The 26,376-nt window shown below is 56.8% G+C and carries 21 protein-coding genes; 11 read left to right on the top strand and 10 right to left on the bottom strand.

What is annotated here, in order from left to right; genetic code table 11:
* Window positions 1–58: 58 nt before the first annotated feature.
* From AC1DVF_RS20550 to thrC, 4 genes are all read right to left on the bottom strand, one after another.
* Window positions 59–1,477 carry an aldehyde dehydrogenase family protein gene (locus tag AC1DVF_RS20550; protein WP_477783067.1) on the bottom strand — a complete coding sequence of 473 codons (1,419 nt, stop codon included), beginning with the start codon at window positions 1,475–1,477 and terminating at the stop codon, window positions 59–61.
* A 2-nt stretch (window positions 1,478–1,479) separates the two neighbouring features.
* Complete coding sequence (locus tag AC1DVF_RS20545) at window positions 1,480–2,529, bottom strand: homoserine dehydrogenase (protein ID WP_122675015.1); 1,050 nt, start codon at window positions 2,527–2,529, stop codon at window positions 1,480–1,482.
* Window positions 2,530–2,646: 117 nt separating this feature from the next.
* A complete protein-coding gene (locus AC1DVF_RS20540; RefSeq protein ID WP_027606629.1) occupies window positions 2,647–3,084 on the bottom strand; it encodes an Lrp/AsnC family transcriptional regulator in 438 nt (145 codons plus the stop codon).
* Between the two features lie 14 nt (window positions 3,085–3,098).
* A complete protein-coding gene (gene thrC / locus AC1DVF_RS20535; RefSeq protein WP_027616438.1) occupies window positions 3,099–4,502 on the bottom strand; it encodes a threonine synthase in 1,404 nt (467 codons plus the stop codon).
* Between the two features lie 238 nt (window positions 4,503–4,740).
* Here thrC and AC1DVF_RS20530 point away from each other — a divergent pair, with 238 nt between their 5' ends.
* Window positions 4,741–5,223 carry a DinB family protein gene (locus AC1DVF_RS20530; RefSeq protein ID WP_477783066.1) on the top strand — a complete coding sequence of 161 codons (483 nt, stop codon included), beginning with the start codon at window positions 4,741–4,743 and terminating at the stop codon, window positions 5,221–5,223.
* A gap of 55 nt (window positions 5,224–5,278) precedes the next feature.
* Here the strand turns inward: AC1DVF_RS20530 and AC1DVF_RS20525 are convergent, their stop codons facing one another.
* Window positions 5,279–6,172, bottom strand: a complete 894-nt coding sequence (locus AC1DVF_RS20525; RefSeq protein ID WP_477783065.1) for a dihydrodipicolinate synthase family protein — start codon at window positions 6,170–6,172, stop codon at window positions 5,279–5,281.
* A gap of 29 nt (window positions 6,173–6,201) precedes the next feature.
* A complete protein-coding gene (locus tag AC1DVF_RS20520) occupies window positions 6,202–6,897 on the bottom strand; it encodes a B3/B4 domain-containing protein (RefSeq protein WP_027616435.1) in 696 nt (231 codons plus the stop codon).
* A gap of 160 nt (window positions 6,898–7,057) precedes the next feature.
* On the opposite strand from AC1DVF_RS20520, the gene AC1DVF_RS20515 reads away from it, so the two are divergent.
* The 7 genes from AC1DVF_RS20515 to AC1DVF_RS20485 all read left to right on the top strand — a co-directional run bounded on the left by AC1DVF_RS20515 (window position 7,058) and on the right by AC1DVF_RS20485 (window position 17,830).
* Window positions 7,058–7,660 carry an XRE family transcriptional regulator gene (locus AC1DVF_RS20515; RefSeq protein ID WP_027616434.1) on the top strand — a complete coding sequence of 201 codons (603 nt, stop codon included), beginning with the start codon at window positions 7,058–7,060 and terminating at the stop codon, window positions 7,658–7,660.
* Window positions 7,661–8,005: 345 nt separating this feature from the next.
* Window positions 8,006–9,109 carry a hypothetical protein gene (locus AC1DVF_RS20510; RefSeq protein ID WP_477783064.1) on the top strand — a complete coding sequence of 368 codons (1,104 nt, stop codon included), beginning with the start codon at window positions 8,006–8,008 and terminating at the stop codon, window positions 9,107–9,109.
* 84 nt (window positions 9,110–9,193) lie between these two features.
* Window positions 9,194–9,709 carry a hypothetical protein gene (locus AC1DVF_RS20505; protein ID WP_460128910.1) on the top strand — a complete coding sequence of 172 codons (516 nt, stop codon included), beginning with the start codon at window positions 9,194–9,196 and terminating at the stop codon, window positions 9,707–9,709.
* A 242-nt stretch (window positions 9,710–9,951) separates the two neighbouring features.
* Complete coding sequence (locus tag AC1DVF_RS20500; protein WP_477783063.1) at window positions 9,952–11,691, top strand: dipeptidase; 1,740 nt, start codon at window positions 9,952–9,954, stop codon at window positions 11,689–11,691.
* Window positions 11,692–11,963: 272 nt separating this feature from the next.
* Window positions 11,964–13,217 (top strand): multidrug efflux RND transporter periplasmic adaptor subunit MexE, encoded by a 1,254-nt coding sequence (gene mexE, locus AC1DVF_RS20495; protein ID WP_093431287.1) that lies wholly within the window; start codon window positions 11,964–11,966, stop codon window positions 13,215–13,217.
* Between the two features lie 15 nt (window positions 13,218–13,232).
* The gene (locus AC1DVF_RS20490; RefSeq protein ID WP_099759239.1) at window positions 13,233–16,412 is read left to right on the top strand and encodes an efflux RND transporter permease subunit; all 3,180 of its coding nucleotides are present in this window, start codon (window positions 13,233–13,235) and stop codon (window positions 16,410–16,412) included.
* Window positions 16,409–17,830, top strand: a complete 1,422-nt coding sequence (locus AC1DVF_RS20485; protein ID WP_477783062.1) for an efflux transporter outer membrane subunit — start codon at window positions 16,409–16,411, stop codon at window positions 17,828–17,830. The genes AC1DVF_RS20490 and AC1DVF_RS20485 overlap by 4 nt, the downstream gene beginning before the upstream one ends.
* Window positions 17,831–18,026: 196 nt before the next feature.
* Here the strand turns inward: AC1DVF_RS20485 and AC1DVF_RS20480 are convergent, their stop codons facing one another.
* Genes AC1DVF_RS20480 through AC1DVF_RS20470 form a run of 3 tightly spaced genes read right to left on the bottom strand, consistent with a single transcriptional unit; the run spans window position 18,027 to window position 21,322 of the window.
* Window positions 18,027–18,992, bottom strand: coding sequence for an HlyD family secretion protein (locus tag AC1DVF_RS20480; RefSeq protein ID WP_477783061.1), 966 nt, complete (start codon window positions 18,990–18,992; stop codon window positions 18,027–18,029).
* 4 nt (window positions 18,993–18,996) lie between these two features.
* Window positions 18,997–19,197: a DUF1656 domain-containing protein gene (locus AC1DVF_RS20475; protein ID WP_007914938.1), complete on the bottom strand. Its 201-nt coding sequence runs from the start codon at window positions 19,195–19,197 to the stop codon at window positions 18,997–18,999.
* On the bottom strand, window positions 19,187–21,322 hold the full coding sequence (locus AC1DVF_RS20470; protein WP_477783060.1) for an FUSC family protein: 2,136 nt from the start codon (window positions 21,320–21,322) through the stop codon (window positions 19,187–19,189). The genes AC1DVF_RS20475 and AC1DVF_RS20470 overlap by 11 nt, the downstream gene beginning before the upstream one ends.
* A gap of 170 nt (window positions 21,323–21,492) precedes the next feature.
* Here AC1DVF_RS20470 and AC1DVF_RS20465 point away from each other — a divergent pair, with 170 nt between their 5' ends.
* From AC1DVF_RS20465 to AC1DVF_RS20455, 3 genes are all read left to right on the top strand, one after another.
* Window positions 21,493–22,548, top strand: a complete 1,056-nt coding sequence (locus AC1DVF_RS20465) for a tetratricopeptide repeat protein (RefSeq protein ID WP_477783059.1) — start codon at window positions 21,493–21,495, stop codon at window positions 22,546–22,548.
* A gap of 131 nt (window positions 22,549–22,679) precedes the next feature.
* Window positions 22,680–24,182 carry an ATPase domain-containing protein gene (locus tag AC1DVF_RS20460; RefSeq protein WP_460128919.1) on the top strand — a complete coding sequence of 501 codons (1,503 nt, stop codon included), beginning with the start codon at window positions 22,680–22,682 and terminating at the stop codon, window positions 24,180–24,182.
* Window positions 24,179–25,849 carry an ATP-binding protein gene (locus AC1DVF_RS20455; RefSeq protein ID WP_460091026.1) on the top strand — a complete coding sequence of 557 codons (1,671 nt, stop codon included), beginning with the start codon at window positions 24,179–24,181 and terminating at the stop codon, window positions 25,847–25,849. Before AC1DVF_RS20460 ends, AC1DVF_RS20455 begins: the two co-directional genes overlap by 4 nt.
* A 115-nt stretch (window positions 25,850–25,964) precedes the next feature.
* Here AC1DVF_RS20455 and AC1DVF_RS20450 read toward each other — a convergent pair whose 3' ends face one another.
* Window positions 25,965–26,342 carry a response regulator gene (locus AC1DVF_RS20450; protein WP_003225116.1) on the bottom strand — a complete coding sequence of 126 codons (378 nt, stop codon included), beginning with the start codon at window positions 26,340–26,342 and terminating at the stop codon, window positions 25,965–25,967.
* Between the last annotated feature and the right edge of the window lie 34 nt (window positions 26,343–26,376).

Below are 26,376 nucleotides of genomic sequence, written 5' to 3'. Positions count from 1 at the left end.
GGCGCATGTCGATTCCTCGTTATTGTTGTGTAATTCATTCTTGAGTTGAGCGAATTGTTTAGCTTCCACTCACACCGTTGATGCAAATGACCTTGGGCTGCGTCATATCTTCGTAAGCAAAACGTACGCCCTCGCGGCCCATGCTCCCGTACTTGAAACCGCCGAAAGGCATTGCATCAAAGCGGTAGTCGGAAGAGTCGTTGATCATCACCCCGCCCGCCTCCAGTCGTTTAGYGGCGGTCATTGCAACCTTTAGATTGCTGGTGAAGATCCCAGCATGCAGGCTGTATTCAGGCTCGTTAGCCAGCGCTAACGCTTCATCCAGGGAGGCGACGCTCTGGAGGATGACCACCGGGCTGAACACTTCTTCGCACCACAACTTGCATTGGCGGTCGACGCCTTCCAGCACGGTAGGTGAATAGAGCGAGCCGTTACATGTGTTGCCAAACAACAACGTGGCGCCTTTGGCAATGGCGTCATTGACCACTTCCTCGGTACGCTTGGCTGACGCCTCGGTAATCATCGGCCCTACGTCCGTCTGCTCATCTGCAGGGTTACCGACGATCAACTTAGAGGTCTGTTCAACAAAGCGCGTTTTGAAGGTTTCATAGAGTGAGGCCTCGATGAGGATCCGTTGGGTACCGATGCAGTTTTGTCCGGCCGCCCAGAAAGCCCCCGACACGCATGAATCAACGGTTTCATCCAAATCACAATCAGCCATCACGATGACCGGCGCATTACCGCCAAGGTCCATCGCTAGCTTCTTGAGGCCAGCTGTACGAGCGATCTGCTCACCCGTGACAAAGCCGCCAGTGAAAGACACCATGCGCACCGCACGGTGGGCCACAAGAGCCTTGCCCAGGGCGGCGCCGCCTGTTGCGACGGTGGCAACAACCGGAGGCAGACCCGCGTCGATCAAGCACTCCACCAGCTTGATCGCTGATAGCGGTGTGAGCTCAGACGGCTTTAGAACAACTGCATTTCCTCCTGCAATGGCAGGCCCCAATTTATGCGCGACCAGGTTAAGCGGGTCGTTGTAAGGGGTGATGGCAACGATGACGCCCAACGGTTCACGGGTGAACCAGCCCTGACGGGATTCAGACCCGACATAGGCGTCAAAAGGAATGACTTCACCGGCATTGCGCTTGGCTTCTTCGGCAGACAACTTCAAGGTATTGACGCATCGCAACACCTCCTTTCGCGCCTGCTTCAGCGTTTTTCCTGACTCCGCGACGATCAGTTTGGCAAAGGAGTCCTTGTCACGCTCGACTGAGCTTGCGGCCTTTTCCAAGATACGCGCACGCTCATGGCGCGGCAGATCCTTGGCAATCAAGGCACCTAAAATGGCGGTGTCAACTATCGTGGTAGCGGATGATGCGGGTATGTCTGCCACTTCACCCACTTTGCTGCCGTCAAACGGGCTGAGCACCGTAATGGCCTTATAATCAGCAGCGAGCGAGAGACTCAAGCTATTCATGATTACTTACCTGACGTGGTTTTGTGGTTGTGGATGCTTACGATGTCGGCGAGCAAGGCAAATGCGGTTTCAAAACGACCTGCCCCCGCACCCACTACAGTGACGGGACCGAGAATGGCCGTGTTGAAGGTAATTGCGTTGGTGGCTCCGCTCACGGCTGAGAGCGCGTCGCTCGCCGGCAAGAGCTTCGGACTCACTGATGCTGAAATCGAACCATCGCTCCGTTTCTCTGCGCTGCCAATCAGCTTCCAGCGGGCATTTGCTTTCGTCGCCTCGGCAATATCCTTGGCCGTGATTTCAGAAATCCCTTTGCACAGGACGTCGCTTGGTTTGAGTTTTGCGCCTAGCAGTTCATTGGCGAGGATGACAACCTTCAAGCGCACATCGTGCCCTTCTACATCCGCTGTTGGGTCAGCTTCGGCATACCCCAGTTCCTGCGCTTTTGCGACAGCACTGGAGAAGTCCAACCCCGTCTCCATGCTGGAGAGGACAAAGTTTGAAGTACCGTTGAGAATCCCCTTGAAGCCGGTGATTTCCGAGCCTGCCAGTGACTCCTTGGCCAAACGGATAACCGGGGTCCCACTCATGACAGAACCTTCAAATTCAAAGCAGGCGCCGGTGCTATCGGCCAGCGTCTTCAAGCTTTGTGCATGCAGCGCCACGGGCCCTTTGTTGGTGGTCACGACACTGACGCCCTTTTCCAGAGCCCAGCGGCAGAAGGTCGTAGCCGGTTCACCATCCACAGGATTGGTGAACGTTGCCTCAGCGACAATATCGGCGCCAGAGAAGCGGATAACGGTTTCGTTTGCCGGCTCAGCAGTCCCGCCGGCCAGGGTCCTGAAACTGCCTTTAGCAGCAGGCACTGCTGCCAATTCACGAGCGTCCAGGCCGTCTTTGTTAATGATCGAACCGAGGTAAAGGTCACTGACACCGACAATCTTCAAGGTAAAACCTAATTCATCGGCCCAACGCGAATTCTTATCGGCAATAAGCTGGGTCAGCGCGCGGTTAACGCCACCAAATCCAAGCAAAGCAATTTTGTATTCAGTCACGACAGGGTTCTCATTGTTATGTTGTGGTGCTGAGATAGTAAGCCGCCAACTTAACTTTACGAATATGGCAAACAGAACGTTGTTGCGAGCAAAATGCTCGTACAACAGCGCAACTTGCTATTTTGTGCTCGACAGAACAAAAGACGTTACGGTATTCAGGACTCCCGGCAGCGTCGAGATCTCACTCCATACCCTGTGGATACGATCTGCATTCATCGCCTGAACCGTCAGTACAATATCGAGGTCGCCACTCATCACATTGCAGGAAATAACTTCAGGCATTGCACCAACGGAACGAACAACTTCTGAATCTCGCATACGATCCTTACGATAAACGAAGATTAATGCATTAATGGGTCCTGCATCAGCTGAAGGCATACCTTTAATAATTGTGTAGCCTCGGACATACCCATCGCGCTCCAATCGCTCAATCCGCAGCCTGACTGCGTTCCTGGACAAATTGACTTTTAGGGCAATATCGTTGTGGGCCAACCGTGCATTGCGAGTTAGCTCCTCCAAAATCTTTTCATCAACTTTATCTAAAACACGTTTCATCTCTGGCTCCGGACTTATAACGAGTGAGACTCCGTGTCTTTTGATAATGCCCTGACCAGTGAGATCAGCGACCTGACGTCGTTGGGAATTGAAGTACAGTCTTGTTCAGCAACTACAGGAACACCAATTGTATTTAGGTGGCCAACAATCTCTGACTTTTGGGTTGCAGTGCCAACTTTCGACGGATGTGTGGTTGCCAGGCAAATCATGGGGATCATCAAGCTGCGTCTGCTTACACGTGCAGCGCGCAAGCCGATGGCGGTATTGGGACTGACCAGATATCCACTCTCTGCAAAGACCTCATGAATACAACTGAATGCGTCTGCATCGTCCACAGCCAGTGAGTCAAACAGTTTGCGTGCCTCCAACCATTCATCCTGCGCTAACTGAATAGTTCCCTCGCCTTCTAGCAACTGCATATTACGAGCTACTTTTTCTCCGCATCGATTTAAAATGCTCCACTGTAGGCGCTCAAAATTAGAGGCTAATGAAACATTCATCGTGGGAATTTTGGTAGCACGAATTTCATTTCGACTGTACAGATTTGATTGGAGAAAGTTATGCAGTCCGGCGTTAGTATTCGTGGCAACGATAAGCTGTCGAATCGGCAGTCCCATTTGCTTGGCAATATAACCAGCGTACAGGGCGCCAAAATTTCCAGTCGGGACACTGAAAGCAATCTCTCTTTTAGGCGCACCGAGCTGAAGAGCAGAATAGAAATAGAAGGAGAGGTGCGCAAGTACGCGAACCCAATGCACTGAGTTGAACGAAATAAGATGCTGCCGTGCATTATTACTTTGTTTCAGGAACTGCTCACATAAACGATGACAATCAGAATAGTCTCCGTCGACCGCAACATTCACAACATTATCTTCGTGCGTACTCAGTAAGCGTATGCGATCCTCCGCCGTTAACCCCATGGAAGGATGCAATACCAACAACGTAACGCCCTTCATTCCCGAAAATGCTTTTATTGCTGCGGCGCCAGTATCTCCACCTGTACAACCTATAATCAGCGCCTTCTTACCAGACCTGAGTAAATCATGATCGATAAAGCGAGACATCAACTGAAGGCCAACGTCTTGGTAGACGCCTGACGGCCCATGAAACAATTCGAGTATCCACTCGTTACTTGCGGTCTGGTACAGCGGTGTCACTGCGTTGCTTTTAAAACAATCAAAAATCTCCTCAAGCATCCGAGACAACAGATCCTGCTCGATCCATCCCCCCAGAAAGGGCTCGATTACGTAGCGAGCCAATTCATGGAAGGGCAACCATTCGAGCTTTGAGAGCTCCTCCTTTTTGAAGCGGGGAACCTTGTGCGGCACGTACAAACCACCGTCAGGCGCGTACGCCCCCATCAGCACCTCGCTGAATTCGTACGTTCTACCAGGGGTCCGTGTGCTGACGTATTTCATGATCCAAGACACCCTCAAGCCATTTCCGAGCCGGCCGCCTGCAAGCTGGGGCTTCTGCGGAATTCAATGCGGTAGCGTTAATCGCCTTTGATCCAGCTTCATACCAATGACCATAAAAGTCAATATATCGACTATTATATCTCGCTAACGGTATTCCGTTCCCGTTACACGAACCCCCCTTTTGTCCAAGCCCATGGGATGTGCGAGGGCCGACAATGCTTAGAAATGGGAGAACACCATGTGTGCCAAGAATCTGCTGCACTCGCTTTATCAGTACAAGGCATGGTCTGAGGATGTGTTATTCAGGTGCTTGAAAGCGCCCATTTCGCAGTCGTTTCCTGTGGAAATGGAGAAGGCCTGTTATTGGCTCAGGCACATCAATATTGTGGACCAACTATTCATCGCCAGACTGCAGGGAAAACCGGAGGAATTTGACGACATCGTCACTGAGCAGCGGCAAGACATTCGTCAGTTGGAAGAGGCTTTCACAGCGGCAAATCAATGGTTTGTCGATTACACGAAATCAGTCACTGCAAAGGAGCTGTCTGAACCGGTGGAATTTATTTTCAAGGATGGCAAACCCGGCAACATGACCAAAGAACAAATCCTTGCTCATGTGCTTTCTCATGGCCTGCAGCATCGAGGAAGTGTTAGCACGATCCTACCCAGGGAAATCCTGGAGGGACACCAAGATCATTTCACAACGTTTTTGAAACTGTAGGCAGTTGGATTTCTGCCTCCTCAACCATGATGAGGCAGAGTGTTCACCGCAGTGCTCAGCTCAATTCGAGCGCGTCTATCACCGCTGCAATTTGCTTGCGTCCTTCCCCTTCGATGGTTCTAAGCGGCAAAGGCACGCTCGGAGAGTGAGTAATGCCGCGTAGCTCCGCTGCAGTGGCTATCACGCGAAAGCTACCGCCAAATTGGCTGAACAATGCCCAAAGCGGCCTCAAGGATTCGGAGAGGCGCATAGCCTCAAAGGCGTCACCTGACAATGCTGCTCGTGTGATGGCGAGCGCCGTATTGGGGAACAAACCGCCCATGACCGAATACCAGGCATCGCAGCCGGCATTCATTCCAACAGCGGCAAACGCATCGCCGCTTATTCCAATAGTCACGTGACTCGGAATCAATTTCCGCAGGCGCTCCACACGCTCCCTGGCCAGATGTGGCGCCTCGGGGACGCCAGGGATTTTGATTGAGCTGACATTGGGTAGCTCTGCAATACGCCTGTGTAACTCATCGGTAAATTCGAAATGAGTGGTACCAGGATTGTCATAGACACATAGCGGGATTGAGACGTTGGCCGAAACCATTTCGTACATCGAGAACACATCGTCCTGAGTCAGTTTTTGATATGACACGGGTGGCAGCAGCAAGGCTTTGACCCCCACGGCTTGCGCATCCTCAGCCAGCAGCAAAACGTCGCGTGTACGCAGCGCGCCGATGCTCACCATCACAGGCACGTCCTCCGCGGCCTCTACTGCCAACTGAGCAACTCGAGAACGTTCGGCTCGAGAAAGATACGCATAGCTTCCGGTGGATCCTAGAGCCCCGATGGAATCTACTTTAGCTGCCACCAATTGCTGCACAAGACAAGTAAAAGCATTTTCGTCCACACCCTGCTCATCCATAGGGGTCAGAGGAAATGCACTAAGACCGGTAAACATCGTCATCACTCCTTGCAGTGGTCTATGGACTATTTGGCCCCAGGACCAATCAGTGAGCTTTCGATCTGGACGCCTGGCATCATTTGCTGCAACCCTTCGATGAGTTTGTCCCCCGCTTCCGTCAGGGCTTCAAGCGGCATCGCCGGCAGACTCTCCAGAATGAACCACATGCTCCTCGCGTCAGCACCGAGACGGGTCCTGACACCTTGCCGCCAATTCCAGCGACGGCAGGTCACGCCTTTGTCATCGCGCCAGACAACCTCGCCGGCATCCGGATACTCGAAGGCAGCAGCCCCCTCTTTCATCGTGTCAAAAGCCTCAGTGCCATCAGCGACTACGAGCCGTGGGGAGCCCACATAGGCTTCAATGTTTTCCCCGCCAACCGGGATGGCGTACTCAATGCTGATTGCGTTGTAGAGATCGACGATGGGATCCAGGCTAGGCAAGCTGCCGTCACGTAAAACTCGTTTACGCAGCGCTTCAGCTGAACAAGGTGTGCGCTGCGGCTTGGCCCCAAACTTTCGAAAGGTCTCAGCCCATGCAGCCAGATGGCCTTCTCCCCAGCTTGGCCCACCTTCCTGCACAGCCTTGCAAGCACGGTCCAGCGCAGCCTGGGCCACCTCAGGATGAGCCAGTGGTGCAGCTTCCACCACGATACTCAGGGCCCTGAACTCCGGCGCCAGCTCGGCAACGGCTTGATCGATTAACGGCAGTACGGACAGCATCAAAAACCTCCAGGAACCTAAATGTCATTTCATGCTAGTCAGCGACGACCAATAAAGTCAATATAATGACCATTATCATCTACTATAACGGCTGAGCCGATTGACGGAGCTACTTATAAAGGCCGAGAATCCCAGCACATTTTTCTCATGACCTTCATCAATGACCACCAATACCAGCCTGTCGACTACCCCTGGCGCTGATGCTCATGCCGTCAGCCTGGCCGTTGCGCGCACACTTAAACAGGCACGCAAAACACAGAAGATCACGCTGGATGAACTTTCCCGCCGTGCTGGCGTGAGCAAAGGAATGGTTGTCGAAATAGAGAAATGTACGGCGAACCCCAGTATCGGCATCCTTTGCAAAATCGCCGCCGCGCTTGGACTGTCTGTTGCAGACATCGTCAATGTGACCGAAGCCCCATCCGCCCATATCATCGACAGCCAAGACATCCCCACGCTCTGGACCGGTGACCTGGGAGGAACGGCGCGCCTCCTGGCGGGAACGTCCGGCCCTAATATGATCGAGCTGTGGCGTTGGGAAATGCATCCAGGCGAATCTTTCGCTTCACAGGGGCATCCTCAGGGCACGCTTGAACTGTTTCATGTGGAGAAAGGCACGCTGAAATGCGTGGTAGGGGAAACAGAGTTGGTCATCCCTGCGGGGAGTTCGGCAGTGGCGAAAACCGATGTACCTCATTCCTATTCCAACGCTGGCAGATCCAAGTTGGTGTTCACCATGTCCGTGACGGAGATGCATCAGTAGATACCGGCAGACTCGCAGCCAGTGAGCATGTGTAAGGCGAGCGAACCAGCCAATTTCAAAAGGGCTGCGCCACCGAAAGCCATCAAGCCCCACGTAGCATCACCGCCAGGGCGTGCACTCGCAATTGCGAGTGCATCGCATGCAACTGGGGGCAAAATTGGGGGCATATTTGATATTTTTCTGCCTGAAAATATCGTCCTAGAGCCTAGTCAAAATGTTTTTTKGCGATCCGGATAGTCTTGAATTGCCCGCGCATTGATCACCACAGGCTGCAAACGTTATATGACACGGTGAAAACGGAGTTTTCGCCTCTTCACGACACCAGATTCGAGTTGCGAACCATCTATGCAAGAAAACACACAAGAAATAATAGAACTACTGGGTGAAATAGAAAACTCATTGATCAGGTTCAAAGACTTACTCGCCGACACCCCAGTCGACGATATAGTGAATTCTGCATTCCAGAGGTCGAAGCGAACATTTGAGGAGCTCGTCAATGCGCTCAACAGCGGCGATAGTGCGGAGTTTCTTGAATGTGCAAAAAGAATCGCTGGAGCGGCGGAAGCGATAGCGGTGCTATCACCTACTTCAGAAAATGACGACTATGAAGAAACAAAAGCAGAGCTAGCAGAAAGTTCGCGTAATCTTCTTGTCCTGTTTCGTGATCCACCTACGCCACTAAAACCAATTGAACCCATTGAAATCAAAAATGTTCTCACCGCGCCCGATTCCTCGATCAGTCGAAGTAACAAAGTAAAATCATCCTGGACAGGACAGGAGGGACGCGACTCAAATCTTAAAAATGCTCTCACGAAAAGTGATTTAAGAATCGCTAATATTGAGCAAAAGCTGAACATTCTTGAGTCAACAGCCAATACTGAGATAGAAAAAACAACCACCCTTTATTCGAAAGCACTGCAAGAGATTGAAGGCAAAAAATCCGAAATCGACAACATCCTCGGTCACGTCTCTGGCCGAGCAGTCGCTGGCGACTATGAGAAAAGCGCCACTGAAGAAAAAAACAAAGCCGACTGGCTCCGTATCGGCTCACTGCTCTGCATGGCCATGATCGCCGTCTCTCTTGGCTATTCATTTTGGGAAACCATTGGCACAGAATTCAACTGGCAAAAGTCTTTGTTCCGGATAACCCTGACCTTCCTCCTTTCGGTGCCTGCAGCTTACCTTGCCAGGGAATCCGCAAAGCATCGCGAACAGCAGTACCAGCACCTGCAGACATCGCTTGATCTAAAAGCCATTTCACCATTTCTAGCGTCGCTTCCTGACGAAGAACAGCACAAGATCAAGATTGCCATCGCGTCCAAGCTATTTGCCGGCAGGGACTTCTCTAGGACAAGTGCTGATCCTTTCCCGCTCAACACGCAGGAGATAATCATGGAACTACTGAAGCGATTGGACCTTTCCAAAGTTCAAGCAAGTAAAGAATCATGACCCTGCGCCAAACCCTACTACATCTGCGCGCCAAGGAACTTCCACGTTGACGTTGGCTTGCGGGTTGGGCACGACATTCGATCCATGAACAGATTGCGCAGCATCATCTACCTGGGCGTTCTACTCTGCACCGGCTGCGTAAAAACGGCCAGCATTCCGCCCGCCGACCTCACGCTATCGTCGTTTGAGCTCGGCCCCGCCAATCTGTTCACGGCCCACTTCAACTCCACTGTGGATTTGCAGAACGCTTTCAATGATTACGAAAACTCCAACCAACTCAACCCTACCCTGATCTGCTCTCTCAATCGCGACATGGAGTTCACATCCGAGCATTCAATCGCGGTAAAAGCCGAAGGGCGAGTGAACGCAAGCGGTCAAGCCAGGCCCAATTACAAGTTTTCCTCCGACCTGATCTTCTACTACACCAATCCGGATGGTACGCAACGCGACTTGAATGACTACGACGCCATCAAACCGTTGCTGACGTCGCAAACTTCGATCCCGTGCAAAGTTCGCATAACCGCCTATGGGTATGAGGCCTATTACACGAACACGTTATTCATCCCCTCCAGGATCATGATTGAACAGATCTTCAGATAGCCGCGCTTTGCTGAACCTGGCGCAAGGATTTGGAGAAGAGCTGGTCGTCAGGTGAGCCCCCATAAAAAAGCCCGGAAACCTTCCCCGGGCTTTTTCATTTGTGCGCCTCTTTTGCATTTTTGTGCGACACATCCCCTTTCAGGACTCCCGCAAGGCTCTGACACGGTGTTAGGTTGTAAGCGTATGTGTCTCAACCTTGAGACACGCCTAACTCACTGCCCTGCAAAGGAATGCCCTTCGTAATGAATGTCCCTTTCAAAAAACTGGCTGCCACCACGTTGATGCTGGCCGGTCTTGCCGTGTTCACGGCGCCCGCGCAAGCCAATATCACCCCGCAGCAGAGCGCTGAAATTCTCAAGACTTACAGTGCAGACAAAGCCACAGACTTCCGTCAGTTCCTCGGCAGCCTGAGCAAGAGCGATCTGGCGAAAACCGCAGACATTGGTCCGGCGATTGGTGCCTATCTCGATAACAAGACTTTAAACGCCGATCAGCAGAACGAAATCTATCGTCTGCTGGGTCTCTACACGCGAGCGAAATACAGCGCTGCCGCMACTGAAACCCTGCGCGAACTGGTGGAAATCCCGACCTTTCGCAAGGACGGCGTTGAGCAGCACGACAACCCGGAATTCATCAAGATCGCGGCGAAGATCAAAAGTCTCGCCGAGTCGTTCAATCTGAAATTCCGCAACATCGACAACCGCGTCTACGAGATCTCCCTCGACGGTAGCGGTGATGAAGTGGTTGGTATTCACGCGCATGCCGACGTAGTGCCGGTGACGCCGGAAAACTGGGTGCTCAAGGATGGCACCCGCCTCGACCCGTTCAAGATCACCCTGATTGGCGATCGCATGTACGGTCGCGGCACCGAGGATGACAAGAACGGCATCGTCGTCACGCTATATGCCATGAAAGTCATCAATGAAGAAAAACTGCCGCTGGTGCGCAACTTCAAGTTGCTGGTCGACACCACCGAAGAAACCACGGGCGACGCGATCCCTTACTACTTCGAACGCAACCCGACGCCGAACTACAACCTGGCGCTGGACGGCGGCTACCCGGTGGTGATTGCCGAGAAAGGCTACGGCACCGTCATGGCCAACTTTGCCAAGCGCAAAGGTGAAGGCAAAGGCGCGGAAATCATCTCGATGACCGGTGGCCTGGCAACCAACCAGATTCCGTCGGCGTCGGTCGCCACCCTGGTAACCGACAAGCCTGCGGAACTGGCCGCCAGTCTGCAAAAGGCCGGTGACGAGTTTRCCAAGCGCAATGGCGGCGATTTCCAGGTGAGCGCCAAGGTCGACGGCAAAGACGTCAAACTCACCGTGACTGGCGTATCTGCGCACTCCTCCGAGCCCGAATCCGGGGTCAACCCGGTCGCGCGGATGCTGGTCTTTATCAATAGCCTTGATGGCAAAGTCGCGTTCAAGCACAACCACATCACCGATGCCGCGCGTTACGCTGCCGACAATTGGGGTCTGGATTACCTGGGCAACAAGTTGAATGTCGGTTTCTCCGATGCCTTCATGGGACCGCTGACGACCTCGCTGACCTACGTCGGCATGGACGAAAAAGCGTTCAAACTCGCGGTCAACCTGCGCGTTCCGAAAGGTAAGTCGCCGGAGAAGCTCAAAGCTGAAATCGCTGAGAAACTGGCGGCATGGAGCAAGAAGAGCCATGTAGCCGTTGCCTTCGACTATTCGATCGCCGAGCCGATGTACCGCAACCCTGAAGGTGAATGGGTCAAGGCGCTGCTGGCGGTATCGACTGAAAACCTCGGTATGAAGCACGAGTTCGGCACTTCCGCTGGCGCCACCTCGGTGCATGAATTGCCGAACGGCGTGCAATTCGGTCTGGCCATGCCGAACGTGAAATACACCGGTCACACCGATGGCGAGTTCAAGACTGTGGAGCAATTCCAGCTGGATCTGCAGATCGTGACGGAAATGATCGGACGCATCGGCCAGTTGCCGAAACTCTGACCGCATTGTCGAACCCGCCGCCGTGGCGGGTTCGGCATTTTTAATCCCCGCGTAATCCCCGCCGCGCAGCCTCGCTCCTGACTTTTGCAGGTCAGGCAACAGAGAATTGCCACCAAGTAGATTGATAGCCACCTAACGAAAGGTGCATGCTAGAGGGCTCGTTCGGGTCTTATATCATTCCGAATGATAGTTACCTTTGCTTCATTCGATTCGTGCCATCACACCCCGCCGAGCATCATCCGCCCATCTTCAATACATTGGCGGATGCATCCATGGAACAGTCACTCAAACATTTGCGCTTCCCGTTGGCCATGTTGGCCGTACTGGTGATGAGCGCCTGCGGCAAGACTCCGGAGACTGCCGCCACTATGCCCGCTGCGAAAGTCAGCGTGGCCAAGGTGCTCGAGCAACCGGTCAACGAGTGGGACGAATTCACCGGGCGCCTCGAAGCGCCGGAAACCGTTGAAATCCGTCCACGGGTCTCCGGCCAGATTGATGACGTCGCTTTCACTGAAGGCGCACTGGTCAAGAAAGGCGACCTGCTGTTCCAGATCGATCCGCGTCCATTCCAGGCTGAGGTACGCCGCCTCGAAGCCCTGGTCGCTCAATCCCGCGCCAACGCCACCCGCAGTGAAAACGAAGCCGGTCGTGGTGAACGCCTGCGTGCCAGCAACGCCATTTCCGCCGAATTGGCTGACTCGCGCACCAGCGCCGCTCAAGAAGCCCGCGCCGCCGTCGGTGCCCTGCAAGCGCAACTGGATCTGGCCAAACTGAACCTCAGCTTCACCCGCGTCACCGCGCCGATCAGTGGCCGCGTCAGCCGTGCCGAGATCACCGCCGGTAACCTGGTGACCGCCGACACCACGCCGCTGACCAGTGTGGTTTCCACCGACCGTGTTTATGCCTACTTCGACGCCGACGAGCGTGTGTTCCTCAAATACACCCAACTCGCCCGTAACGGTCAGCGCGGCGCGACCACCCCGGTGTACATGGGCCTGTCCAACGAAGACGGCAACCCGCACCTCGGTCAGATGAACTTCGTCGATAACCAGGTCAACCCGAAAACCGGCACCATCCGTGGTCGCGCGGTGTTCGACAACAGCGATGGCACCTACACCCCGGGCCTGTACGCACGCCTGAAACTGGTCGGCAGCGGCACCTACAACGCCATGCTGATCAACGATGAAGCGGTCGGCACTGACCTGGGCAAGAAGTTCGTACTGGTGATGGATGCGGACAACAAAACCGCGTACCGCGCCGTTGAACTGGGTCCGAAGATCGAAGGCCTGCGCATCGTCCGTACCGGCCTGAACAAGGACGACACGATCATCGTCAAGGGTCTGCAACGGGTTCGTCCTGGCTCCCCGGTTACCCCTGAAGTGGTGCCGATGGCCAGCGAACAGACCATCGCGGCACTCGCTCAACAACGTCAAGCGCTGGAAGCCAGCAACCTGCCCAAAGTCGCTCCTGCCAAAGGCGCGTCTGGTTCGGTTGTGAAGCTGGCCGCTACGACCCCACGCGGTTAAGGGACGACAACTCCGATGAATTTTTCCCAATTCTTCATTTCACGGCCGATCTTCGCAGCGGTGCTGTCGCTGTTGATCCTGATCGCCGGTGCAATCTCGCTGTTCCAGCTACCGATCAGCGAATACCCGGAAGTCGTGCCACCTACCGTGGTGGTACGTGCCAACTTCCCGGGCGCCAACCCTAAAGTCATCGGTGAAACCGTGGCCGCTCCGCTGGAGCAGGCCATCACCGGCGTCGAGAACATGCTGTACATGTCCTCGCAGTCGACCGCCGACGGCAAGATCACCCTGACCATTACCTTCGCCCTGGGCACTGACCTGGACAATGCGCAGGTGCAGGTGCAAAACCGGGTGACCCGTACCGAGCCGAAACTTCCCGAAGAAGTGACGCGCATCGGTATCACCGTCGACAAAGCGTCGCCCGACCTGACCATGGTTGTGCACTTGACCTCCCCGGACAAGCGCTACGACATGCTCTACCTGTCCAACTACGCGATCCTCAATATCAAGGATGAGCTGGCTCGTCTGAACGGTGTCGGCGACGTACAGCTGTTCGGTATGGGCGACTACTCGCTGCGTGTCTGGCTTGACCCGAACAAGACCGCTTCGCGCAATCTGACGGCGACTGATGTGGTCACCGCAATTCGTGAACAGAACCGTCAAGTCGCGGCCGGTCAACTCGGTGCACCCCCTGCCCCGAATGCTCAGAGCTTCCAGCTGTCGGTCAACACTCAGGGCCGACTGGTCAGCGAGGAAGAGTTCGAGAACATCATTATTCGCGCAGGCGACAACGGTGAAATCACTCGCCTCAAAGACATCGCTCGCGTCGAGCTGGGCTCCAGCCAATACGCGCTGCGTTCGTTGCTGGACAACCAGCCGGCAGTGGCCATTCCGATCTTCCAGCGCCCAGGCTCCAATGCCATCGACATCTCGAACGAAGTTCGCGGCAAGATGGACGAGCTGAAGAAAAACTTCCCGCAAGGCATGGATTACAGCATCGTCTATGACCCGACGATCTTCGTGCGAGGCTCGATCGAGGCGGTGGTTCACACCCTCTTCGAAGCACTGATTCTCGTGGTGCTGGTGGTGATCCTGTTCCTGCAAACCTGGCGTGCCTCGATCATTCCGTTGGTTGCAGTGCCGGTGTCGTTGATCGGTACGTTTGCGGTGATGCACCTGTTCGGCTTCTCGCTCAACGCTTTGTCGCTGTTCGGTCTGGTACTGGCGATCGGTATCGTGGTGGACGACGCCATCGTGGTGGTGGAGAACGTCGAGCGCAATATCGAGCTCGGATTGAATCCGGTCGAAGCCACCAAGCGCGCCATGCGTGAAGTGACCGGCCCGATCGTTGCCACGGCTCTGGTGCTGTGTGCGGTGTTCATTCCGGCGGCGTTTATCTCCGGCCTCACCGGGCAGTTCTACAAGCAGTTCGCACTGACTATTGCAATCTCGACCGTGATCTCGGCGTTCAACTCGCTGACCCTGTCGCCAGCACTGGCCGCTGTGTTGCTGAAAAGCCATGACGCACCGAAAGACCGCTTCTCCAAAGTGCTCGACAAGATCTTCGGTGGCTGGTTGTTCCGTCCGTTCAACCGTTTCTTCGACCGTGCCAGCCATGGTTATGTCGGCACCGTGCGCCGGGTTATCCGTGGCAGCGGCATCGCCCTGCTGCTGTACGCAGGCCTGATGGTGCTGACCTTCTTCGGTTTCTCCAGCACCCCGACCGGTTTCGTACCCGGCCAGGACAAGCAATACCTGGTGGCTTTCGCGCAGTTGCCGGACGCTTCTAGCCTGGATCGCACTGAAGACGTGATCAAGCGCATGTCCGACCTGGCGCTGAAACAGCCAGGCGTGGAAAGCGCCGTAGCGTTCCCGGGCCTGTCGATCAACGGTTTCACCAACAGCCCGAACGCCGGCATCGTCTTCGTGACCCTGAAACCGTTCGACGAACGTAAAGATCCGAGCATGTCCGCCGGTGCAATTGCCGGAGCCTTGAACGGCCAGTACGCGAACATTCAAGAGGCGTACATGGCGATCTTCCCGCCACCGCCGGTACAAGGTCTGGGCACCATTGGTGGTTTCCGCCTGCAAATCGAAGACCGGGGCAACCTGGGCTACGACGAGCTGTACAAAGAGACCATGAACATCATCAACAAAAGCCACAGCGTGCCGGAACTGGCCGGGCTGTTCACCAGCTACACCGTGAACGTGCCTCAGGTCGATGCCGCCATCGACCGTGAAAAAGCCAAGACTCACGGCGTGGCCGTCAGCGACATCTTCGACACCCTGCAGATCTATCTGGGTTCGCTGTATGCCAACGACTTCAACCGCTTCGGGCGCACCTATCAGGTCAACGTTCAGGCCGAGCAACAGTTCCGCCTCGAATCCGATCAGATCGGTCAGCTGAAAGTACGCAACAACAAAGGCGAAATGATCCCGCTGGCGACCTTCATCAAGGTCAGCGACACCTCGGGTCCGGATCGCGTGATGCACTACAACGGCTTCATCACTGCAGAAATCAACGGCGCGGCTGCCCCGGGCTACAGCTCCGGCCAGGCCGAGAAAGCCATCGAGAAACTGCTGAAGGATGAACTGCCAAACGGCATGACCTACGAGTGGACCGACCTGACTTACCAGCAGATCCTGTCCGGCAACACCGCGCTGTTCGTGTTCCCGCTCTGCGTACTGCTGGCGTTCCTGGTGCTCGCCGCTCAATACGAAAGCTGGAGCCTGCCACTGGCAGTGATCCTGATCGTGCCGATGACCCTGCTGTCGGCCATCACCGGCGTGATCATCTCGGGCGGTGACAACAACATCTTCACCCAGATCGGCTTGATCGTACTGGTGGGACTTGCCTGTAAGAACGCGATTCTGATCGTCGAGTTCGCCAAGGATAAGCAGGAAGAAGGCCTCGATCCGCTCGCGGCGGTACTCGAAGCCTGCCGTCTGCGTCTGCGGCCGATCCTGATGACCTCCTTCGCGTTCATCATGGGTGTGGTGCCACTGGTGTTCTCCAGCGGTGCAGGTGCCGAGATGCGTCACGCCATGGGTGTGGCGGTGTTCTCCGGCATGCTCGGGGTGACCTTCTTCGGTCTGTTGCTGACGCCAGTGTTCTACGTACTGATCCGTAACTTTGTCGAACGCGGCGAAGCCCGCAAAGCGGCCAAAGCTCTGAAACTGGAGGCGCAACAATGAGTCTGAAAGTCTTCCTGCCGAGTCTGCTGGTGCTGGCCCTCAGTGCCTGCGCCGTCGGCCCCGACTACAAGACCCCAGCCACGGAGGCAGCCAATATCACGGCCGCCACCGACGGCGCCGCCGGGCAAAAGAACTTCGACCGTTCTAAATTCGAAGGCATCTGGTGGCAGCAATTCGACGATCCGACCCTCAACCAGTTGGTGACCCAATCACTGCAAGGCAACCGTGAACTGCGCGTGGCGTTCGCGCGCTGGAAAGCCGCCCGGGCGATCCGCGACGATGCCAGCAACGATGCGATGCCGACCATCACCAGCCGCGCCAGCAGTGATCTGGCCAAGGGCCAAATCCCCGGCCAGACCACCAACCGGGTCAATAGCGAACGCTATGACCTCGGTCTGGACATGGCCTGGGAGCTTGACCTGTTCGGGCGCATCCAGCGCAATCTGGAAGCCAGCGACGCCGACCAGCAAGCCGCCGAAGCCGATTTGTACCAACTGCAAGTCACCATGATTGCCGAACTGGTGGACGCTTATGGTCAACTGCGTGGTGCGCAACTGCGCGAAAAGATCGCCGTGGCCAACCTGAAAAACCAAGAAGAGTCGCGCAAGATCACCATCAGCCTGCGAGACGCCGGTGTCGGTGATCAGCTCGATGTCGAACGGGCCGATGCGCGTCTGGCCAACGTTGAAGCCACTGTGCCGCAATTGCAGGCTGAACAGGTTCGGCAGAAAAACCGTATCGCCACCCTCTTGGGCGAGCGCCCGGACAAACTGACCGTCGACCTGAGTCCAAAAGACTTGCCGGCGATTGCCAAGGCCTTGCCGATTGGTGATCCGGGCGAACTGCTGCAGCGTCGTCCGGACATTCTCAGCGCCGAACGCAAACTGGCTTCGGCCACGGCGCGTATCGGCGTGGCGAAAGCCGATCTGTTCCCACGGGTCAGCCTCAGCGGCTTCCTCGGCTGGACGGCCGGGCGTGGTTCGCAGATCGGTTCCTCGGCGGCCAACGCCTGGGCACTCGGCCCGAGCATTACGTGGGCAGCGTTCGACCTTGGCAGCGTGCGCGCGCGTTTGCGTGGCGCCGATGCTGATGCCGAAGGCGCATTGGCGACTTACGAGCAACAAGTGCTGCTGGCACTGGAAGAATCGGAAAACGCCTTCAGCGATTACGGCAAGCGTCAGCAACGCCTGATCTCGTTGATCCGTCAGAGTGAATCAAGCCGCAAGGCTGCTGACCTGGCTGAAATCCGCTATCGCGAAGGCACCACGGACTTCCTCGTACTGCTCGACGCTCAGCGTGAACGTCTGAACGCCGAAGACAGTCAGGCCCAGGCCGAAGTCGACCTGTATCGCGGCATCGTCGCGATCTACAAGGCCCTTGGCGGCGGCTGGCAACCGGAGACTGTCGCCAGCAAGTAATCGATTGTTAAAGAGCTCCTTTGGTTGGCCGCAACCAACCAATTTTTTTGCCCCGCGTATCATTCGGTCGCGGGGCTTTTTTTTATTTTTGATCAATGAAATCTTGTGGCAGCGAGCCTGCTCGCGAATGCGGTGTGTCAGGCGACACCATCGGGGCTGATCCATTGCTTTCGCGAGCAGGCTCGCTCCCACAGGGTTAACGGTGTTCCTCAGATTGGGTGTTTTCCAGCACGGTGACGGTCGCTGTGGTGCCCGCACGCAGGCGATTTTTGCCGGCGTAGTCGCCATCGATTTCGATCCGTACGGGCACCCGTTGCGCCAGCTTCACCCAGGTGTAACTCGGGTTGATGTTGGCCAGCAGCCGGCTGCCCGGTGCGTTTTCGCGGTCGGCTATGGCGAAGGCAATGCTTTGCACCGTGCCGCCGAACGTCTCCCCGCTCATCAATTGCACCCGCACCCGATCGCCCTCGCCGATTCGTGGCAGTTTGGTTTCTTCGAAATAACCACTGATGTAGAACGAGTCACTGTCGACCAGCGCCAACAAAGCACCGCCGCTCACCGCATAGTCACCTTCACGGGTCAGGAGGTTGGTCACGTAACCGCTGACTGGGGACTCGACGCGGGTGCGCTGCAGATCCAGTTCGGCCTGGGTCATTGCGGCAATCGCCAACTGCACGTTCGCATCTGCGAGGCCGAGATTGGCTTGATTGCGCAGCAGATCCGCCTGCGCCACCGCCACATCGGTACTGGACTTCTCCCACTCCTCCCCGGAAATCGCAAAACCCTGCTTGAGCGTACGCCGCCGACGCTCTTCGCTTTGCCGCTGCTTGAGCAAGGCTTCACTGGCAACAATGGCCGCTTGCGACTGCCCCAGCGTTGCCTTCGCCACTTCCACCGAACGCCGCGAGTGCTCTACCGCCAGGCGGTAGCGCGCCGGGTCGATCTCCATCAACAGTTGCCCCTTCTGCACATGCTGGTTGTCCTGCACCGCCAGACTGACAATACGCCCCGACACATCCGCCGACAGCGTCACCACGTCTGCCCTGACCCGGGCATCGCGAGTCCATGGCGCGCGCGTGTAATGTTCCCAGGCAAACCAGCCGAGTACGATCGCCAGCAACACCACTGCCAATGTAATCAATCGCGTGAATAGCACTTTCAAGGCATCAGGCTCCCATCAGCAAAATCAGCGTGGCACACACACAGGCATACAAGGCGCCCTCGAACAGCGCCTCATGCCAGACCAGACGCAACACGCCCAGACGCCGCAATCCCCAGTCCAGCAGCATGAATATCGGGATGGCCAACAATAGCGCCTGAGCAATCGGTGGCAGATAGACACCGCCTATCTCGAAATCAATGGGCAAGGGCTGCTTCTCCTTCCGGAACAGAATGCTGGATGGCGTCACCGTGGCGCTGCAGGAATGACACCACGATCAGCAGGGCCACGCGCATACGAAACAGCGACCACACATGTTCATGGCTGGCGACGTGCAATTCATCCAGCTCGTCGCCCAATGTGTGCAGGGTGGCCAGCAATGGCGCCAGTTGAACGTCCTGCCGCCCGGCGACAAAGCGCCCGGTCTTGCGCACGGCCGAAGCCAGACGCTGATTGAAAGCGTCCGTCAGCAATGCATTGTTGTGTGCCTGCGGCCTCAATTGATGCATCGCTACACCCAGAGCTACGCAAGCCAGGCTGATTTCATACAGTTGCTGCATGGGCCGGCTGTTCACCGCCGGCAGCAGGCCGAGCATGCTGGTCAGGCGATCGACCATGCGACTTTCAAAGGCAAACTGTTGCTCATCGGTCGCGGGCGTTTTGGTCAGCGCATACACCTGCTCGCGCGCTTCGTTATACAAACGGCGAAGGCGCCACGCCGGGCGAAACGGGAAAATCCACGCGTAAACGATCAGGGCAAGCATGGCCGCACTGACGTAGGCGCCGGCAAATTCGAACCATTGAATCGCGGTGTTCTGCCCGGTACCGACATTCTGCGGGCCAAGCATCAGGAAACTCGACAACCCCAGCCCCATGCCGATGCCTGCCGTCGCCGGGCTGGCCAGACCGATCGCGATCACATACAGCAGCGGCGCCAGCAGCATTGCCAGCAGCTCGAAATCACTGATCGCCGGCACCAGCATGAATTGATAGAACGCCGAGACCACCAGCGCCAGCCCCAGGCCACGGGCGTAACTCTGCGCGGCCATCAGCGGGCGCGGGAACGTTGCCATCAGCGAGCAGAGGATTCCGACCAGAATCATCCCGCCCCGCGCACCGTCCCACGCGGTTTCGATCCAGATCAATCCGGCGACCAGCAGCGCGGTAAACGCACGGATCGCATTCATCGACGCCAGGGTGAAATCCAGATGCAGAGGGCTGACCTGACCGCGATAAAGACAACTGGCCTCGCGCCCTTCCTGAATCGCATCGCTCAGTTCAAGGATTTGCTCCAGTTGCTGCAATAGCCGCGCCTGTTCCCAGCGCAGCGCCCAGGCCAGCGAGCGCAAGGTGGCGCTCATGTCTTCAGTCAACTGCTCGGCCTGATACGCCAACGCCTCGAACTGTTGTTGCAGCTTGACGAAGTGCTGGCGTGCGGGTTCGGGCAGCGCTCGCCCCTGCTCCGCCAACTGATCGAGCAGCGCCAGCTCTTCGGCGCGCAAGCGCTGGATGTCCAGCGGCAGATCGCCTTCCCAGCGTTCGGTAAGCAGTTCGCGCTGATGACGTAATGCGGTCAACCGAGAGGTCAGCAGCATCAGTTGGTTGCCCAACAGCAGCACCAGATGGCTGGCGCTGCGCAAGCGCGGCGCATCGAAATACAAGTGCCGCCGCAGGCCTTCAAGGGCGCTGATCTCACCGAGCAGTTGCATTTGCCGGCGCTGGAACTCCGCTTCGCTTTCTTCCGTACGAAGCACGGCGGCGGCATGGCTGGCGGCCAGTTTGATCACCTGATCGACTTTGGCGAAATACCCCTTGGCCACCGCTTGCGGCCGCGCCGTCAGCAGACTGACCACACATACACACGCCACGGCCAGCAAGGTTTCCGTGACGCGGGTTACCGCCAACAGAAACGTGCCGTCCTGGTCGGGAATTGCCAATAGCGCCACGACCACAGCGGTGTAACCACTGAGCACAAACGCTTGCGAGCTGGTGTAGCGCAGCAACGTGCCGCCGGCCGTGCACAGCGCCAGCCACAGGGCCAGGGTGGTAATGAATGGCAGCGGGGCCTGGGGAAAAATCGCCATGATCACTACTGCCACCGCTGCCCCAAGCGTCGTGCCGATCACCTGGCCGAAACTGCGTGCCAGCGCCATCCCGGCCAACGGCTGGCTGACAATGACCACCGCCATGATCGACCACTTGGGCTGATCGAGATCGAACAGAAACGCCAGATACAGCGTCAGCAACCCCGCCGCAATGGTCCGCAGGGCAAACAGCAGGACGGCCTGACCAGGGTGAATCACGGCCTTGAAGTAATTGAACAGGGCTTGCATGGGCACACTCATCGAAGCGACTTCTGCAAGCGTAGACACTGCAACGAAAGACTGACGGGTAACTGAGTCGACGCAGTTTGTAGGGCGATTCGCATGCAAGAGTTTGACTCATGGCCGAAGCTGACCGAAGCTTGCCGCTCTGCTCAAGAACGCCTGTTTCGGAAACCTGCATGCCTCAGTCTCGCCGCTACTTGCTTATCAGCCTGGGCCTTGTGCTTGTCGTCATTGTCGCGTGGTTGTCCGTGCGCAGCACCGTGCCGGTCATACCCGATGCGATCAAACACGGCTATAGCGAGGCGTTGGATGCCGCGCGCAAGGGTCAACCGGGCGCGGCGCGTCAGTTGTATCAGCAACTGGGCCGTCCGGACATTTCGGTCAAGCGCCGCGTGTGGCTGCATGGCGAGCTGCCTAACTACCCGAGTCCACAGGCGTTGAAGCTGGCCGACACAGACCTGCAAAACGAATCCCCCGCCGTGCGGCTGGCGGCGATCAAAAGCGTGGTCGGACTGGTGCCGGGCGGGCAACGGAGCCTGTTGCTCGGGCCAATGCTCGAGGATGAGGATCAAACTGTTCGCTTCGCCGCGATCAACGCCCTGCTCGGCTTGACCCCGGATGAGCTGGGGCTGTATTTCGCGCCGCTGCAACAAGCGATCGACGGTTGGGAGCAAACGCTCAAGGCATTGCCGGAAAGCGCTGGCAACTACGCGCAACTGGCCCGACTGCATCTACACAACGCCGAACTCAAGGAGGCACAGGTCGCGCTTGAGAATACCCTGCGCTTGGATCCCGGCAATCTGCAGGCGCTGGTGATGCAGATCGATGTCCTCGATCGCCAGGGCCAAACCGATGCCGCCCGCCAATTGCTGGGCCAGCAACTCAAGGCACAACCTGACTCGGCTTATCTGCAACATGCCTTGGGCCTTTGGCTGTTGCACCACGATCAGCGCGAATACGCCCTGCTCGGTTTGTCCAAAGCCGTGGAGCTTGAGCCGGACAACAAGGATTATCGCTACGACCTCGCCACCACCCTGCACAGCGCCGAAGAACTGGAAGCGGCGCAGAAGCAGTTGCAGGAAATCGTCCAGCGCCACCCCGCCGACCGCAAGGCGCGGGTCTTGCTGATCAATTACTGGAAGGAAAGCGGACAACTGCAGAATGTGCAGATCCTGCTGGCGCAACTGGAGCAGCTGAACCCGGATGATCCTGAGTTACAGCAAGGCCTCTGAAGTACTTTTGACCGCTCGTTGGACACATCCGGCAAGGAATTTCGGAACTGCCATCACGCCATAGGGTCAAGTTAATCAGGCCGCTCAATTAGTTGGCGGCCTCGCTTCCCTTAGTCATGAGAGGGCATTTTTTGTCTACTTCTAACGAGTTGATCAGTGCGAAAGCCGCTACCGGCATTGTGGGTCTGGATGACATCCTGGCCGGTGGTTTGTCTCGCGGTCATGTTTTTTTGCTGGAGGGTGAACCCGGTACCGGCAAAACCACGGTCGCGTTGCATTTCCTCTTGGCCGGCGCGAAAGCCGGCGAACGCTCGTTGTACATCACGCTCTCGGAAACCGAGCGCGAACTGAGGCAAGGGGCGTCGTCGCACGGCTGGACGCTGGATGACAACATCAAGATCTTCGAGCTGACGCCCCCGGAAAGCCTGCTCAATGCTGAACACCAACAGAGCCTGCTGTATTCCTCCGACCTGGAACTGGGCGAAGCCACCAAGCAGATTTTCGAAGCGGTCGAACGCTACAAGCCCACGCGTGTGGTGCTCGACAGCCTGTCGGAGATCCGCTTGCTGGCGCAGAGTTCGTTGCGTTATCGCCGCCAGATTCTGGCCATCAAGCATTACTTTGTGCGCTACAACGCCACGGTTCTGCTGCTTGACGACCTGACCACCGAATCCCTCGACAAAACCGTGCACAGCGTGGCCCACGGGGTGATTCGCCTCGAAGAGCTGACGCCTAACTACGGCGCCGAGCGGCGACGCGTGCGAGTGGTCAAGTACCGAGGCCAGAAATATCGCGGCGGTTTCCACGACTTCACCATCATGGGCGACGGCGTGCACGTGTTCCCGCGTCTGGTGGCGGCTGAACACCGTGGCGACTATGCGCGTTTGCAACTGTCCAGTGGCATCCCGGAAATGGACGCCCTGCTCGGCGGCGGCATCGAGACCGGCTCCAGCACGCTGATTCTCGGCCCTGCCGGTACCGGTAAATCGCTGATCTCGATGATCTTCGCCGCCGCTGCCGTGCTCCGTGGCGAAAAAGCCGCACTGTTTATCTTCGATGAAGAACTGGGCCTGCTGTTCGAGCGCATGAAAAACATCGGCATCGACCTCAAGGCCTTGCAGGCGACCGGCAATCTGTTGATCGAACAGGTCGACGCCGCCGAACTGTCACCGGGCGAGTTTTCCCACCGCGTGCGGCGCTGCGTCGATGAAGGTCAAATCAAAACCGTGGTTATCGACAGCATCAACGGCTATCAGGCAGCAATGCCGGAAGAAAACGCGCTGGTGCTGCACATGCACGAACTGTTGCTGTACCTGAACCGCAAAGGCGCGGCGACGTTCATGACGGTTGCCCAGCATGGTCTGGTCGGCGACATGCAAGCGCCGGTCGACATTACTTATCTGGCTGACACGGTGATTCTGTTGCGCTACTTCGAAGCACTGGGCAAAGTCCGCCGCGCGATCTCGATCATCAAGAAACGCACCGGCAGCCACGAATCGACCATTCGTGAATACCGCATTTCCACGCAAGGCATGACCATCGGCGAACCGCTGGAAGCCTTTCAGGGTGTACTGCGCGGCGTCCCCACCTACCTCGGCGCGAGTAATCCGTTGTTGCAGGAAGAGCGCTTGTGACGGTCGAGGTTCCGCTGGCCGAACGGGCGCTGATTCTCGCGCCCGTGGGTCGCGACAGCCAGATTGCGCAGATGATCCTCAACGAGGCGGGTTACGGTGGAGTCGTCACTCCGAGTCTGAGTTCGTTGTGTACGGAACTGGAAATCGGTGCCGGTCTGTTGCTGGTCGCCGCTGAAGCGTTGCGCGGGCCGGAACAGGAAGCGCTGTTCCTGTATCTGCAAGAGCAACCTGCCTGGTCGGATCTGCCGATTGTGCTGTTGACCCATCACGGCGGTCAGGAACAAGGCCCCTCCTCACGCCTCAGCGATCTGCTGGGCAACGTGACGTTCCTTGAGCGACCGTTTCATCCGGCGACGCTGGTCAGTATGGTTTCCGCCGCATTGCGCGGCCGTCGACGACAATACGAAGCCCGCGACCGGCTGATCGATCTGAGTGAAAGCGAACGGCGCCTGCAATCGACCCTGGAAACCCTTGAGCAACAGGTCGAAGAGCGCACCGCGCAACTGCGCCACAACGAAGAAGCGCTGCGCCAATCGCAGAAAATGGAAGCGGTCGGCCAACTCACCGGTGGTATCGCCCACGACTTCAACAACATGCTCACTGGCATCATCGGCAGTCTTGAGTTGTTGCGTCGACGTCTGGCCCGTGGTCGCACCGATGACCTCGACAGCCTGATCGATCTGGGCGTGACTTCGGCCAACCGTGCCGCCGGTCTGACCCATCGCCTGTTGGCGTTTTCCCGTCGGCAGTCGCTCGATTCAAAAGCCGTGCAGATGAACACCCTGGTGCAGTCCATGGGCGAACTGCTGCAACGCAGCCTCAACGAAAGCATTCAACTGGACATGCGCCTCAACGACAATCTGTGGGTTGCGGAGGCGGACCCCAATCAACTGGAAAGCGCCCTGCTCAATCTGGTGATCAATGCCCGCGACGCTATGCCCGACGGCGGCAAACTGGTGGTCGAGACCAGCAACCAGGTGCTCAAGCGCGAATTCACCGAGGCCTACAACAACCTCGAACCCGGTGATTACGTGATGCTCAGCGTCACCGACAACGGCAGTGGCATGCCACAAAGTGTCATCAACCGTGCGTTCGACCCTTTTTTCACCACCAAACCGATCGGCCAGGGCACGGGACTGGGCCTGTCGATGATCTACGGTTTCAGCAAGCAGTCACGCGGCCATGTCTCGATCGACAGCGAGATCGATGAAGGCACCACGGTCAGGCTGTACTTGCCGCGCTTTCGCGGCGAAGAACTGGCCAGCCCCGTCGCCGATATTCCGCAATTGCCGGATGCGCTTGACGGCGAAACCGTGCTGATCGTCGAAGACGACCCGGCCGTGCGCGTGCTGGTTTGCGCAGTGCTCGGTGAATTGGGTTATGCCTTCGTCGAGGCCTGGGATGCTGACAGCGCGGTGCCGATTCTGAATTCGACGCAGCGCATCGATCTGCTGATCAGTGATGTCGGCCTGCCGGGCATGAACGGTCGGCAACTGGCGGAGGTTGGTCGACAATATCGGCCAGGTCTGAAGGTCCTGTTCATCACCGGATACGCCGAGCACGCGGCGGTGCGTGGCGGGTTCCTCGATTCGGGGATGCAGATGATCACCAAACCGTTCACTTTCGACCTGTTGACCGCCAAAGTGCGGGAGATGATCAAAAGCTGATAATACTGAAACTGCAGGAGCTGCCGCAGGCTGCGATCTTTTGATGTTGATCGTTAAAAAAGATCAAAAGATCGTCCGATCGCGGCCCGAGCCTGCGGCAGCTCCTACACAGATATCAGGCGAGCAATTCCTGAATCTTTTCCTGCAACACATCCAGGTCGAACGGCTTTTCCAGGATCGGCGCCTTGCGCGTGATCGGGCTGCCGGTTTCGCGGATTTCCTGCGGATAACCGCTGATGAAAATCACTTTAAGGTCCGGGCGCAGCTTGACGGCCGGCTCGGCGATCTGCACACCGGAGATCCCGCCGGGCAAGCGGAAATCGGTGATCAACATGTCCAGATGTGGCTTGCTCGCAAGAATTTCGAACGCCTGCTCGCCGTTTTCGGCCTGCAACACGCGATACCCCTGCCCTGACAGGTAATCCGTCAGGACCATCAAGATAACCGGTTCGTCCTCGACGACGAGTACTACATCTTGTGCATCTACGCTCATGGGAAGCCTTTGTTCGGTCAATAGCTGCTGATAC

The sequence above is a fragment of the Pseudomonas sp. P4_D7 genome (genome assembly GCF_056401755.1).
Note: the sequence above shows the minus strand (reverse complement) of the source record. Positions and strands in the feature narration are given on the sequence as shown.